Source organism: Pedobacter sp. PF22-3 (genome assembly GCF_026239555.1).
Classification (GTDB): domain Bacteria; phylum Bacteroidota; class Bacteroidia; order Sphingobacteriales; family Sphingobacteriaceae; genus Pedobacter.
Window position 1 is genome coordinate 25670 of the sequence record NZ_JAPIVP010000002.1, and the last position, 14360, is coordinate 40029.

Annotated in this window: 13 protein-coding genes; 8 read left to right on the forward strand and 5 right to left on the reverse strand. The window is 38.3% G+C overall.

Annotation, left to right across the window (positions count from 1 at the left end):
- The first annotated feature begins 48 nt into the window (after positions 1-48).
- Positions 49-2100 carry a TonB-dependent receptor gene (locus OQX63_RS03240; protein WP_265849450.1) on the forward strand — a complete coding sequence of 684 codons (2052 nt, stop codon included), beginning with the start codon at positions 49-51 and terminating at the stop codon, positions 2098-2100.
- Between the two features lie 55 nt (positions 2101-2155).
- Here OQX63_RS03240 and OQX63_RS03245 read toward each other — a convergent pair whose 3' ends face one another.
- Positions 2156-2503 carry a single-stranded DNA-binding protein gene (locus OQX63_RS03245; protein WP_265849451.1) on the reverse strand — a complete coding sequence of 116 codons (348 nt, stop codon included), beginning with the start codon at positions 2501-2503 and terminating at the stop codon, positions 2156-2158.
- 236 nt (positions 2504-2739) lie between these two features.
- On the opposite strand from OQX63_RS03245, the gene OQX63_RS03250 reads away from it, so the two are divergent.
- The 6 genes from OQX63_RS03250 to OQX63_RS03275 all read left to right on the forward strand — a co-directional run bounded on the left by OQX63_RS03250 (position 2740) and on the right by OQX63_RS03275 (position 5869).
- On the forward strand, positions 2740-3099 hold the full coding sequence (locus tag OQX63_RS03250) for a hypothetical protein (protein WP_265849452.1): 360 nt from the start codon (positions 2740-2742) through the stop codon (positions 3097-3099).
- A 99-nt stretch (positions 3100-3198) separates the two neighbouring features.
- A complete protein-coding gene (locus OQX63_RS03255; RefSeq protein WP_265849453.1) occupies positions 3199-3537 on the forward strand; it encodes a n-acetylglutamate synthase in 339 nt (112 codons plus the stop codon).
- Positions 3538-3565: 28 nt separating this feature from the next.
- On the forward strand, positions 3566-4099 hold the full coding sequence (locus OQX63_RS03260) for a MepB family protein (RefSeq protein WP_265849454.1): 534 nt from the start codon (positions 3566-3568) through the stop codon (positions 4097-4099).
- Between the two features lie 92 nt (positions 4100-4191).
- Positions 4192-5040 (forward strand): bifunctional helix-turn-helix domain-containing protein/methylated-DNA--[protein]-cysteine S-methyltransferase, encoded by an 849-nt coding sequence (locus OQX63_RS03265; RefSeq protein ID WP_265849455.1) that lies wholly within the window; start codon positions 4192-4194, stop codon positions 5038-5040.
- Positions 5037-5285 carry an Ada metal-binding domain-containing protein gene (locus tag OQX63_RS03270; protein ID WP_265849456.1) on the forward strand — a complete coding sequence of 83 codons (249 nt, stop codon included), beginning with the start codon at positions 5037-5039 and terminating at the stop codon, positions 5283-5285. The genes OQX63_RS03265 and OQX63_RS03270 overlap by 4 nt, the downstream gene beginning before the upstream one ends.
- On the forward strand, positions 5261-5869 hold the full coding sequence (locus OQX63_RS03275) for an alpha-ketoglutarate-dependent dioxygenase AlkB family protein (protein WP_265849457.1): 609 nt from the start codon (positions 5261-5263) through the stop codon (positions 5867-5869). Before OQX63_RS03270 ends, OQX63_RS03275 begins: the two co-directional genes overlap by 25 nt.
- A gap of 298 nt (positions 5870-6167) precedes the next feature.
- Here the strand turns inward: OQX63_RS03275 and OQX63_RS03280 are convergent, their stop codons facing one another.
- The gene (locus OQX63_RS03280; RefSeq protein ID WP_265849458.1) at positions 6168-6959 is read right to left on the reverse strand and encodes a hypothetical protein; all 792 of its coding nucleotides are present in this window, start codon (positions 6957-6959) and stop codon (positions 6168-6170) included.
- Positions 6960-7400: 441 nt separating this feature from the next.
- Here OQX63_RS03280 and OQX63_RS03285 point away from each other — a divergent pair, with 441 nt between their 5' ends.
- A complete protein-coding gene (locus OQX63_RS03285) occupies positions 7401-7769 on the forward strand; it encodes a hypothetical protein (protein WP_265849459.1) in 369 nt (122 codons plus the stop codon).
- A gap of 39 nt (positions 7770-7808) precedes the next feature.
- Here the strand turns inward: OQX63_RS03285 and OQX63_RS03290 are convergent, their stop codons facing one another.
- From OQX63_RS03290 to OQX63_RS03300, 3 genes are all read right to left on the reverse strand, one after another.
- Positions 7809-12146: a PAS domain S-box protein gene (locus tag OQX63_RS03290; protein ID WP_265849460.1), complete on the reverse strand. Its 4338-nt coding sequence runs from the start codon at positions 12144-12146 to the stop codon at positions 7809-7811.
- Positions 12147-12377: 231 nt separating this feature from the next.
- Positions 12378-13580, reverse strand: coding sequence for a sugar transferase (locus OQX63_RS03295; RefSeq protein WP_265849461.1), 1203 nt, complete (start codon positions 13578-13580; stop codon positions 12378-12380).
- Positions 13580-13984 (reverse strand): response regulator transcription factor, encoded by a 405-nt coding sequence (locus tag OQX63_RS03300; RefSeq protein WP_265849462.1) that lies wholly within the window; start codon positions 13982-13984, stop codon positions 13580-13582. The genes OQX63_RS03295 and OQX63_RS03300 overlap by 1 nt, the downstream gene beginning before the upstream one ends.
- Positions 13985-14360 lie beyond the last annotated feature (376 nt).

The following is a 14360-nucleotide window of genomic DNA, read 5'->3' on the forward strand; positions in this document are numbered from 1 at the left end:
CGTAATTTTATTCGCTAATCTGTGGCTCAATACTAACCTTCTTATACTTTGAAATCGAACTTTACCTTATTGTTTACCTTAGTTTTTTCTACGGCCTTAGCGCAGACCATCAAACCCGATTCGATCAAAAAACTCGAAGAAGTTACCGTAAAAGGTTATTATAACCACCAAACTTTATTAAGATCAGTATCTGCTGTAAACCTGATAGATAGCAGCTTGATAAAAAATCAACCCAACAGTTCACTAGTAAGTATGTTGAATACGGTACCAGGAGTACGCATGGAGGAACGCTCGCCAGGCAGCTACCGTCTATCGCTCCGTGGCAGTTTACTTCGCTCTCCTTTTGGTATACGAAATATTAAAATTTACATTGATGATTTTCCTTTAACCGATGCAGGGGGAAACACTTACTTAAATGCTTTAGATGCTTCTGCAATAGGTATGATGGAAATCTATAAAGGCCCGGAAGCCAATATTTTTGGTGCAAATACAGGTGGTGCTATTTTAATTAATATGCCCGTTATCAATCGCAATGAAGTTAATTTTTCGGCTACTGGCGGTTCTTACGGCCTATTCCATCAAACTGCATCCATCAAACAGCAATACAAAAATTATCGCTTCAGTTTTAGCGAAGGATATCAAAGAAGTGATGGCTACCGGGAGAACAGTGCAATGAATAGAAAATATTTTCAGACATTGCAGCAATGGGATTATAGCCATGCAGGTAGTTTAAAGGCTTTTATTTTCTATAGCAATTTAAAGTACCAAACACCAGGTGGATTAACGGCTTTGCAATTAGATCAAAATCCCAGACTGGCACGTCCGGCAACCTCAACATTACCTGGAGCCATTTCGCAGCAAGCTGCTATTTATAATAAAACCATCTTCGGTGGAATATCGAATGCCTATCAAATCAACAAGCGATTGAAACACGTAATAGCTTTATTTACCTCATATACGGATTTCAAGAACCCTTTTATTACCAATTACGAGCAACGCTACGAAAGTACACTTGGATTGCGAACTTTTCTGGATTATGCACAGGTGAAAGAGGATTTAAGGTTTAACGCTCAGATTGGATTAGAAAGTTCAGCCACCAAAAGCCAGATTAAAAATTTTAATAACAATGGCGGTGAAGCTACCGCAATGCAGGCTTCAGACCGATTAAAGGCAAGTCAGGATTTTGCTTATTTTAGGTTAAACTTCGACATCAACAATAAATTCCTGATTGAGCTTGCTTCGAGTTTAAATTTCTACAGATACGATTACGAGAGTTATTTCCCAGTTTTTATTGCCTCGAAACAACGAAAATTCGATATCCAGTTTATGCCAAAGGCAGCAATATCCTATCTCATCACTTCTGATTTTTCAGCCAGGGCTTCGATCAGCAAAGGCTATTCACCACCAACTATTGCAGAAGTGAGGGCATCAGACAACAATATTAATAATGACCTGCAGGCCGAACTTGGCTGGAATTATGAATTAGGTTTACGTTATAAAACTAAAAACAACCGCCTTTATGCCAGTGCTAACCTATTCAGTTATCATTTGGAAAATGCTATTGTTAGAAGATTAAATCAAAACGACACCGAGTACTTTACCAATGCCGGCGGCACCAGGCAACAAGGGATTGAATTGGAAACTGCCATTTGGATCATCAGAAATAAAGCCTCCTTTTTATCAGGTTTACATTGGAGAACCAATTATACTTATAGCCATTTTAGATTCGAAAATTTTACAAGTGGCACGAGCACATTTAGCGGCAACAAACTTACCGGAGTGCCAGAGAATGTTTTAATCAATAGTTTAGAGTTTAACTTTCCAAAGGCCATTTACCTTTTTCTGCAACATAATTACACTTCTTCAATTCCTTTGAATGATGCCAATACCGTTTTTGCGAAAAGATATCACCTGGTTGAAAGCAAATTGGGTTTCAGAAATGTAAGCATCAAAAAAATCCATTTAGACCTTTTTGCAGGCGTAAACAATCTACTTAATGTAAAATATAGTTTAGGCAATGACTTAAATGCAGCAAATGGAAGATCTTTTAACCCAGCTCCAGGCATTAATTTTTATACAGGCCTTTCTATCCAATTATAATTATTAAATCGCATCATGTAAATTGTTTATATACATGATGCGATTACGCTATATGCTAAAAGGCCTCTTTCGGTTCTTTTTCTTTAATTATGATATCACCAACAACTATTTCAATTGCATAGCGCTTTTTCCCGTCTGCACCATCATAACTATTGGTTTGTAACCTGCCTTCAACGGTTAAAGCTGTACCCTTTTTAACCTGCGCTTCTGCAAGCTCGGCTTTCGAATTCCAGAAAATTAAATTAAACCATTGTACTCTTTTTACTTCTTCACCGGATGAATTTCTGTAGTTCTCATTTATAGCCAGGTTAACCTTTGCTAATTTTTGACTTCCAAAATTTTTAATTTCTGCATCTGCTCCTGCAAATCCACTCAATACTACTTTGTTAACTGCACTTTCCATAATTTTTAAATTTTAAGTTTCTAAATGTTTAACGAACAATCATCACCTCGATGACCGACAGGACAAAGTTGCAAACAGCATCAAAAATTATTCGGATGGTAAACATTTATAGTCGTTTATAAACGTTTATAAACGGATAATATACACTCGAAGCTTCATATGCCATTTTATTTTTTTTATTCACCATTTTATTTTATAAATTAGAGCATCATCCCATAATAAAAAAAGAAATTATTATGGAACGTTTATGCTTAGACTGCGGCACCCTGATAAAAGGCAGGGCCGATAAAAAATACTGCGATGATTCTTGTCGCAGCAATTACAACAATCGTTTAAAGATTGAGGATAACCTTGTGATTAAAAGGGTAAATAACATTCTAAAAAAGAATCGTACTATTCTTGCTACGCTAAATCCAAACGGTAAAACAAAGGTCATTCGTAAAAAGCTGGTTTCGGCGGGCTTTAATTTTGAATTTCATACCTCCAGGTACGAAACCCAAAATGGGAATAGCTATGTTTTCTGTTATGAATACGGTTACTTAATGTTAAATGATGATAGCTATCTGCTGGTAAAAAGAGAAGAAAGTTTGAGCTAAGCTATTTATGAATACTTTGGTTTAAGCTAAACACTTAAGGTTTGCGAAGTCCTTCACGGATTTTTTTATTCAAACGGAGATGATTAGTTTTATCAACTGATGATAAATTACGACAACAAGATTTTTAAACCTGTAACCAATACGGAAAATGGCGAAACATCGGATGAAACCATTTTTAGATATAAACAAACAGGAAATATACTCACTGCCGAATATAAGGGGGGAAAAATTATTTCTGGTCATTTGATTGGCTTGGTAGATCATGATGGGAACATCGAAATGCGCTATCATCAGGTAAACAAACAAGGTGAATTAATGACTGGGACCTGTAGCTCAAAGCCAGAGTTATTGGCCAATGGCAAAATTAGACTTCATGAAACCTGGCAATGGACATCAGGAGATCAATCGAAAGGACAATCTATTATTGAAGAGCAATAAGTTTCGCTTACCAACTCATAGACGCCATATGCAATTAGGAAATGTTACAGACCGTATTTCATCTATAGTAAGAAATGCATCCGATTTAGTTTACAGTCAGCTAGGTTATCAAATAAGCAACTTGAAAATAGAAAAAGAAAGTCAGGAATATGCCGCCTGTACTTTTGAATTAAATAAATTAAAAATCAAACAACGCCTTTCTAAAATTACACCAACCAAGGCGGGGCAGTTTGTAACTATCTGGAAACGGAATGAAGCTGGAATTACGGTTCCTTTTACTGATCAGGATGAATTTGACCTGTTGATCATATCTGTTAATGATACTGCTCGATCCGGACAGTTCATTTTCCCAAAAGCAATTTTGGTACAGCATAAAATTATCACTGCAAATGGAGTAGAAGGTAAAAGGGGAATCAGAATTTATCCCCCCTGGGATGTAGCCGCAAATAAACAGGCCCAGAAAACCCAACAATGGCAAGCGCCTTATTTTCTTCAGATAGACATCAATGGAAATACAGATCTTGCAAGGGCAGAGAAATTAATTGGCAACGGAATTAAATAAACAGGCGATCAAAATCTAGTTAAACTTAGCAAGTTTCGGGTGGTTTGCCTGTTCTTTCCAAACTACTTTTGGGATGTAAATTATTCAATACCATGAAAGCACAAGAAGAAATCAATTTCAACCGGATAGCTGAAGCCATCAGCTATATCAAAACAAATTTTAAAACACAGCCCGGTTTAGCAGAAATTGCAGAAAAAGTAAACTTAAGTCCCTTTCATTTCCAAAGATTATTTAGCGAATGGGCAGGCACTACCCCTAAACGTTTTTTACAATACATCAGCATTGGTTATGCCAAAGAAATGTTGAAAGAAGACCAAAGTTTATTCGATACCGCATTAGCAACCGGCTTATCCGGAACGAGCAGGCTGCACGATCTTTTTATAAATATTGAAGGGATGACACCTGGCGAATATAAAAACGGCGGCGAAAAGCTTTGTATCAATTATAGTTTTGCAGAAAGTCCGTTTGGACATATCATCGTAGCCAGCACCACAAAAGGGATCTGCCACATTGCATTTTATGAAGATGAAAATATTGCTTTGGCAAATCTAAAACACCAGTTCCCAGCGGCGCAATACCAACAAATCTTAGATGAGGAACAGCAAAACGCTTTAACTATTTTTGGTTTCGATTGGAGCAAATTACTGCAGATCAAACTCCATTTAAAAGGTACCGACTTCCAGTTAAAGGTTTGGGAAGCTTTATTAAAAATCCCTATGGGCAAATTATCAACTTATGGCAGCATTGCTAAACAATTGCAAAATCCGAATGCATCAAGAGCAGTGGGTACTGCCATTGGCGATAATCCTGTGGCTTTTCTCATTCCCTGTCATCGTGTAATACAATCAAGCGGGGCTTTGGGCGGCTACCACTGGGGAGTGAACCGAAAAACAGCCATGATAGGTTGGGAAGCAGCAAAAGCCAATAACATGGTTTTATGATTAAACATGTAGATATTTCAACTGAAGAATTAAAAAAGCATTTTAAAAACAAAAATATTTGCTTCGGCGGAAATGCCAGGTTGAAAATTTACGGACTACTCAAATGTAGATCGGGAAAGCGGATGAAAAAAGAAAACCGTGTATTTTTCCACTCCGAAGAAGAAGCAATAAACATGGGCTATCGTCCGTGTGGACATTGCTTAAAAACAACATATAAACAATGGATTTATTCAACACCACAATAGATAGTAGCAAAAACCTGCTCCCATATGATGGAACAGTAAATTATTATGGCAAATTATTCCAGCAAGCAGAAGCCAGTCATTATTTTGATGCGCTGATGAAAACTATTGAATGGAAAAACGACGAAGCCTTTATCATGGGCAAACACATCATCACTAAAAGAAAAGTTGCCTGGTATGGAGATGAAGCCTATTCTTATACCTATTCTAATAAATCGAAAATGGCCCTGCCCTGGACAAAGGAGTTACAGGAACTGAAAAAGATATCAGAGGAACAAACAGGTACAACGTTTAATTCTTGTTTACTCAATTTATACCACAATGGTGATGAAGGAATGGCTTACCATAGTGACGACGAGAAAGACCTGGCAAAAGATGCTGCCATTGCATCGCTAAGTTTTGGTGCGGAGAGAAGATTTCTATTCAAACATAAAAAAACCAAAGAAACGGTAACCCTGTTTTTAGAAAATGGAAGTTTACTGGTGATGAAAGATGAAACGCAAACGAATTGGCTTCACCGCCTTCCCCCTACTAAAAAAGTAAATCAGCCAAGGGTAAATCTCACCTTTAGAACGATGGTGGTTTAGGTTAAATGGAATCTACTTAAAAGGAAAACAAACAAAATATTTGTCCTTCAACAGGCTCAAATCCAATAGAAAAATCGTCATCTCGACCGAAGCACAGCGGAGTGGAGAGATCTTTAAACTATGTTATTGAAATCAAATTTAAAGATTTCTCCACTACGGAAATGACGATACCTCAAATCGAATAACCTCTTGTAATTTATATCGATTTTTATACAATAAATTATCCCTCACATTGACAAATGAGTTTAATTGAGTTTAGGCACAGTTATAATCCTAACCAATAAAACTTCAAAAAATCTTAGTGGTTAAATTCTTTGATATCTACAATGCGGTCGTCGTCAGCATTTTTCTTTAAGAAAGAGGTTCCGTGCTCATTTGGCACCCAAGTGTAGTCTCTTTGGATATTTGCTACCAAGGTTTCAGGCTGACTGGTTAATGATGCAGGCAAAGGTAGATTAAAAGTTTCTCCGGTTTTGGTATTTACCTGGTATAAGGAATTTGCCGTCAAAAATGCCAAGGTTGTTTTATCGCTAGAATACATAAAGAATTTCCCCTGGATACGTTCATCCTCTTTTTGACGTTTAATCGGATAAACCCTTGAATTGATTGTAGTGATAAAAAAATCGTTGTTCACCAACAGATTGCTTCTGGTTAACTCTTCTAATCCGTTTGTATATTTTTTATCATCAGCACCTTTTGATGGCTTGTTCAGACTTACCACTTCTGTTTGTCCGCCATTTACATAAATGATATAAAAAGGATCCATTTTATCCTTTCCACTGTCGCCCTGAACCAATACTGCAGTTTTTTGTGTATTGATAAAGGAAGCTATTTTAAATTTCTTTGTTTCAGCATTTGGCGCATCATCTACAATAATGGCCGTATCCTTAGATTTAATGATAAAACGATCGGCAGCAGCTATCTTTCCTGAATCAGTTTTTACTATGGTTAATATGTTTTTTGGTGATTTTGGAAATACATTGAAATCATCACCTGCAGCAAATGCACGTGCTTTAAAAGTTTTTTCCGAATTGCCTCCGCAGTCAAATAAAACAACGGATAATAAGAGCGCATAAAGCGTGATTTTCATGGTTCAGCTATTTATATTTTGTGCTAATTTAAAACCTTTATTGCGTTTCTATTATAAAATCACCAGAAAATTACCTGTTTAGGTTATAAGTTTGATTTGCAGCGTGTTTGAAGATCTTTTATCGGCTAAGCAGAAAATGGCTTTAGAATAAAAAAAACATAGCCTGGGAACAAGTTTAGATCATCCCCTGCGGATTCCACATCACATTGTAGCGTTACCTACCTATTCCATCTTCCGTATTACATCATTGGTCCTCCCCTCAGCCTAACCATTACACATTCAACATCTTACTTAAAACTAAATTTCCTACTTTAGACAAACGATTATTATCCAATGCCAGGCTAAACAAATTTTCTAACCAAAAACAAAAGTATTATCCTATATGGGTTATTTTTGGCTATAATGCTCTTTTTATTGAAATGGTTAGAGCTAAGGTTCATCATGATCAATCATGCGTTAGAAATTTATGCAGGTGCTATTGCATTCATTTTTATAGGCTTAGGCATTTGGCTGGCCTTAAAATTAACGAAACCAAAAACTATTCTGATTGAAAAAGAAGTTTTTGCCGAAAAACCAGAAACATTTGTCATTAATGAAAAAGAAATGATAAGGCTCAACATCAGCAAAAGAGAATTGGAAGTTTTACAATTGATGTCGGAGGGATTGAGCAATCAGGAAATGTATAAAAATCCGGTTATGGTTGTTTTCTTTACCTATATGGAAATATTGCCTGTAGGCATATTGGTTTCGCTGATAGCCGCACTCATTTTGAAAAGGAAACCAAGTGCAGCATCAACCGCAGGAGCCTAGAATCAAGGTAATAGTTCGATATCACAGTAAATTATCTATCTATTGAACGTGCGCTTTCAGTAATGGAAAAAGGTCCTTGATACCAGCTTTCAGCTCTTCTACCAACGCTACAACAGCAGTAAAATCGTTATGTGAAATAATTTGAAGTCTTCTGCTTATATCGGCCAGATTATCCAGTCCCGCGGAAGCAGACATCCCATAAAGCCTGTGCGCTAGGGAAATGAGCATATCATAATCCTCTGGTTGGATATCCTTATCCAATTGGTCAGCTACAGCCTGAAGCTGGTTAATCGTTATACCAATGATCTTTCCCAGTTTTATATGGTCGCCTTTAAAATAAAGATTCAGCTTATCGATATTAAAATGAGATTTTTTGCCACTGCCATCTCCCACATTGCCGTCGACGGAATCTATTGGTTTTATCAACCACTTATCTAGTATGGTTACTATATGCTCCTCCAGCACAGGTTTGGTGGTAAAATCATCCATGCCCGCGGCAATGCTTTTTTCTCTCTCTCCAATTAAATTTGCCGCAGTAAGGGCAATGATAGGAACTCTTGAGCCGGTTTCCTGTGATCTTATTTTTGCAGTACACTCATAACCATTCATTTCGGGCATCTGTATATCCATAAAAATGAGGTCAAATGGCTGACTCCCGTAAATCTCTGCACCTAAAACACCATTCTCCGCTTCCGTTACCGTACTTCCAGGACGCAGCTCTTCCACCAGCGAACGGATTAGGAATCTGTTGACTGCATTATCCTCGATCACTAAAAATCTATACTGATAATCCTCGCGCTTAGAAGTCGGGGTAAACAACTGCAGCTGCTGATCAACCGTTTCTCTTGTTCTTATCCTCGTCAGGGCTAAATACAAATCGTTCATTTTGATTGGTTTGAGCAACCTGTTATCAATATGAAGATCATTACAAGCCTTGATAATCCTACTGTCATCTGAAGAGCTATGTAGCAGGATAAGTGGAATCTCCGCCTCACCAGACGAGAAATTCTTCCTGATTTTAGCAGCGGTTTCCAACCCATCCATATATTGCATATGGTAATCAAGTAAAATAACATCATAGGTTTCTCCTGAAGCCAGCAACTGCAGTGCCTCAAAACCATTTTTAGCCTGAACAGAAACAATGTTTTTTAGTGCGAGCATGTCAGTCAGGATATTTCTATTATTATCATTATCATCCACGATTAACACCCTGCTTATATCTTCCATTCCCATCCACTCAATCAGGCCGCCTTGCTCTGCACGCAGATTTACATCAAAGTAAAACGTACTGCCCTCACCGGGCTCACTCTGAAGATTAAGGCGACTATCCATCATATTTAAAAGCTTATTGGAAATAGTCAAACCTAAGCCTGTTCCACCATATTTTTTAGTCGTTGAAGAATCTTCCTGCGAAAATGCTTCAAAGATTTTTTGCTGTTTCAATTTAGCAATGCCTATTCCGGTATCACGAACGGAAAATCTCAACAGGTGGGTATTGCCATCATCCTGCAAAGATTCTATCTTGAGCTCAATTTCTCCTTTGGTTGTGAATTTTGCGGCATTACCGAGTAGATTGATCAAAACCTGTTTCAGTCGCATTGCGTCCGCCCAAATAAACCTTGGTAAATCAGGCTGGAGGTTTAACAACATTTCCAGGTTTTTGGTATGGATCTGATAATTCGTAATATCACTGGCTTGAAAGGCCAGCTCATAAAGATCGCAGCGGTCTACATCCAATTCAAACTTACCGGCCTCTATTTTTGAGAAATCCAGAATATCATTAATAATTCCTAATAGTGCGTTGGCTGATTGATGGACAATTTTGAGATACTGCTCCTGGTTGCTGTTCAGCTGCGTTTTCAATACCAGATCAGTAAAACCAATCACTCCGTTAAGCGGCGTCCTGATCTCATGGCTCATATTGGCCAGGAATTCGGATTTAGCAAAATTGGCAAAATCCGCGCGGAGCCTGGCTGCCGTAAGCTCCTGCCGATGATTCACTGCAGCAGAGATATCGTGTGTAAAAATCATCATTCCGCCGATAGTCCCGTCTGCTTTATACCATGGGGTCATCTCCCAGGAGATATGATGAATGGCATTACTTTCCGAGGCGATGTAAATATCTTCATCCTTTTTAACAGTTTGGCCGCTCAAAACCTGCTGATGTACATCTTTCCGTTCCTGAGACAGTCCCGGAAAAACATCGTAATATAAATAACCTTTGATACTGCCCTCGATTTGGGTATAGGCCTTTATCCATGTCCTGCTGGCGTTCAAAAACCGCATATCATTATCAACCATCGCCACCGATGCGGGAGCATTCTCAATGAAAGCGATTAATAATGCTTTTTCCAGGGATAGCTCTTGTTGAATGGCCTCCTTCTGTGTAACATCGGTTGATATGCCGAGGTAACCAATAACCTTATCATTACGATCCCTTATTGAAGTAATGGACAAAGATACCCTCAACCGTTTTGAATCTTTGGTAATAAAGGTAAAAATCCTTTCCCTTTCAGGGCTATTTGCACATTGTACATAAAAATCAAATCCCGAAATTTCAATGTCATTAGCAGAACTGAAATCAGCGCAAATGTCGGATATCTCCTTCTCATCATGAAACATAATCGGGGATTGTTTACCAACCATTTCATCGGCTGTATAGCCGAGCATCCGTTCGGACCCCCTGTTAAATACTGTAATTGTTCCTTTCAGATCAGTTGCAATAATACTCATTCCTGTAGCCGCCGAGAGTATTTTATCGAGCAGTTTTTTAGATTCTACAACTGCAAGCTGTGCACGTTTATGTACATCAATATCCTGAAAGGTGCCATATAGCCTTACCGGAACCCCATTTTCCATTTCCACTTTACCGATAGCCCGCACCCAGATTTCACGGCCGTTGAAATCGGTAATCTGAAGCTCCTCATCATACATCTTTCCACTGCTCAGGCATTCTTCAATAGCATGCTTTAACCTATCTCTATTGTCACCTGGCAGATAAAAATCAATGGCACTATCTGCCGTGGGAATAAAGCCTTCAGGCACCCCGTGGATTTCGCGGGTTATTTTTGACCAATGAACCTGTTGATCTTTAAGGTTGAACTCCCAGCCCCCAATTCTTGCCAAACTACTTGTTTCTTCCAGCAAATCTTTGGTGTGGATCAAATCGGCTTCCAGTTTTTTCTGGTCAGTGATATCTACCGCATTACCAACAATATACGGTTCACCTTGCAGGTCTTTCTGAAGGGTATTAGAATATAACCACAAGCGTTCCTCTCCCGATTTACGCTTAATAATCATATAGCCTGTTGAATGACCCTTTTCTACTACATCTTTCAAATAGTTGAGCAAATTTGGATGTCTTTCAACAGGAATGATATCGAAAAGGCTTTTTTTAACCAATTCCGACCGACGGTAGCCGAGTGATCTGGCACCGGCAGGATTCAGCGAAATTAGATTTCCTTCCAGATCGTGCGTACACATCAATCCCTGCGAGCTTTCAAAAAACGCCTTTAATTTCTGCTCGCTAACCTTTAGGGCATGGTTTTTTTCCATTTCGGCAGTTACGTCCCTGCCAATTGCGAATATATCGCCGTCATCACTTTCCTCAACAGTGGCGGTCCACTCAATCATCTTAAATCCACCACCCTTTATTGCTAGCTGGTGGGTAGGGTCTTCGGGCTGCAAGTGCTTTTTCAGATTTCCCCATATTACACGGGCTTGCTCCAGCTCTTTTTCCGGAACAATATCGAAAATTGTTCTCTCCCGTAGTTCCTGCTCAGTCCAGCTCAGCTTAGCACCAAAACTGGCGTTCATCCGTTTAAATCTCAAATCTTTATCCAGGATACAGATCAGATCGTCTGAATGTTCAAAGAGCAGGCCTATATGTTTGTATTCAGCTTTTTTTCCCCGCTCCTGAATAATTGAACTGATTTCCTCAACCAGCAAGGCAAGCAATTTCTGCTGCGTACCACCAATGCTTTTAGGCGCTGTATCTATCACCATTAATGCTCCCAGCACAACGCCACTGCCATCCTTTAATGGGTAGGATATGTAACTCCTTATTTTTTCACCATCACCTACTGCTGGCTGCTCTTTAAAACGCTCATCAAGAAAAATATCTGTTACCATCAAAATTTCGCCGGAAGCTAAGGCATATTCGTATAAAGAGGAAACACCAGCCAGTTCCTTTATCTCAAGGCCCTTAATAGCTTTATGCCACAATTCAGTACCATCTGAAAAGGAAATTAAGGCGATCCTGCACTCGCAGATTAATGCAGCCATCTCGGCAATCCTATCAAAATCACTTTCACGGTCCTTTCCTATTATCTCATAACTATAGGACTTCCTTAAACTTGCGGTTAAATTTTCTTGCATTCCAAATATTTTTTCAATGGCGATGGCTCAGTTAAGCTAATCAACTTGTCGGGTCAGCGTCCAGCTATATCAGCACATCTGCAGCTGTTAATAGTACCTGGGTTAATAAATAGTGATTGGTTCTTAACTATCGCAAAAAAAGTGCGTATAAGATATCCGGTTTTCTTTTTATGGTTTTATTTTCCCAAATAAATGGGAATGTACGAACATTCTCATCCTACAGTTTTTATGTTATACGTTTTCTCTCTGGAAAAGTGCTGGTATCGTTTTTAAAATAAGTTTGATATCGTTCCAGAAGCTTTGTTTCAATGCATAGGTATTATCGAGTATTAACCGTTCTTCTTCGCTCATTTCACCTCTGCCACGTTTTTCAACCTGCCACAAACCCGTTATTCCGGCTGGCGCTGCAAACCTAAGTACATATTTATCAGTGGTTAGTTTCTCTGCTTCATAAATAGGTAACGGCCTGTTTCCAACAATACTCATATCCCCTTTTATCACATTCCAAAGTTGAGGTAACTCGTCTATACTGGTATTCCGGATAAAATGGCCAATCCTGGTTACCCTCGGATCGTTAGCTATTTTAAAAAACGCCGATCCACTCTTCTTCGAATACACGTATAGATCATCCTTTTCACACCATTGAGCACCATCGGCATAAATAGGATATTGGCATTTCCCTAATGCTATGCAGGAGCTGCAAAGTTGTAATTTTGCATTGCGAACCTCTTTTTTTTCCTGATCTGTATCATATTGATTTAAATGTTTCAGGTCTTTTATTTTCTGATCAGCGTTAACATACATTGACCTGAATTTGTAAAACCGAAATACTTTAAATCCTGTGCCACTCCTTAAAGAATAGTAAAACACAGGGCCCCTAGACTCTACCCATATCAATATAGCGACCACTAAAAATATGGGAAACAATAAAATCAAGGCTAATCCGGCAAAAAACACATCGAACAATCGCTTTGCAAATCCGATATGGTACACTGGCCGGCTGGCAATCTTAACTTCACGGTTTAATGAATTCCAGTGCTTTACAAAGAAAGTCAGCCGTTTTTCGAGGCGCTCTTTATCAACTGGCAGCATGAAAACATCAGAAACACCTGCCGTCAAAGCCAATATTCTCAAATTTTCATTAAAATATCTTACAACCAGAAAAAATGGAACAGAAGGCATTTGTTTTTTTTTTAGTACTTCGATCAAAGAGAGTCCACCGTCCGACAGGATTTCGCTATGGGAAATAACAGCTGCAATATTTAACTGCTGCGCTGTCCATTCCTCTACAAACCTTAATCCATTTTCAAATCGAACGATCCTAAGATCGCCGAAATTACATGCATCAAAATCAATATACTGAAAATCCCTTTCAAAACCTACCAGAGCAATGATAGGATTATTCATTTGATCCAGCTTCAAAGCATTTTCCATTATAACAGATTTTTACCTGCGCGCCTTAATACCATTTTTATCCTTGCTTCAAGCTCAGCAGGGTTAAAAGGCTTAATTACAAAATCATCCGCCCCGGCGTCCAGGCATTTAATGCGTTTATCAGAACTCTCCTCTCCAGATAGGATCATAATCGGCAAGGTGCGAAAGAAGTCGCTTACCTTAAGTTGCTGGATTAACTCCAGCCCGTTCATATTGGGTGTATTGAGATCTGATATGATCAGGTCTGGTATGTTTCCGCTCTGCAAAAATGACATTGCACTCAATCCATCAGGCCTGATATCAATATGGTAGTTTGCCGTAAGAATTTCCTCGAGTATCGCTTGCATAAATTCGTCGTCCTCAACAAGGAGTAAGCGAGTTTTCGGATTGTTGATCTGGGTCATTATTAGAGATGAATTGTCAATTGAATTTTTTATAAAACCAATCTGTAAAGTTACTAGGACCAGTTTTATAATCAAAAAGAAAATGATTTAAATGGCTTTAGTCTAGATTGATAATATTACTATCTGTATACAATTATAAACAAAAATCAGATTAATCCATGTTATTTTCTATAACATTGAAGTTATAAATAAAGCGTTGAAAACAAGCAATATAATTTACCAAAAATCAATAATGTGACGTATTTGTTAGTGATTACAACCTGTAGGTGTTGATTTAATAGAACATAGCCAGAGTATTTATGATCAAAATGGATTTGTTATATACGAAAGTTATAGAGGTGCTGTTTTCGGGGATTATTTTTTTGTAAATTAGCCA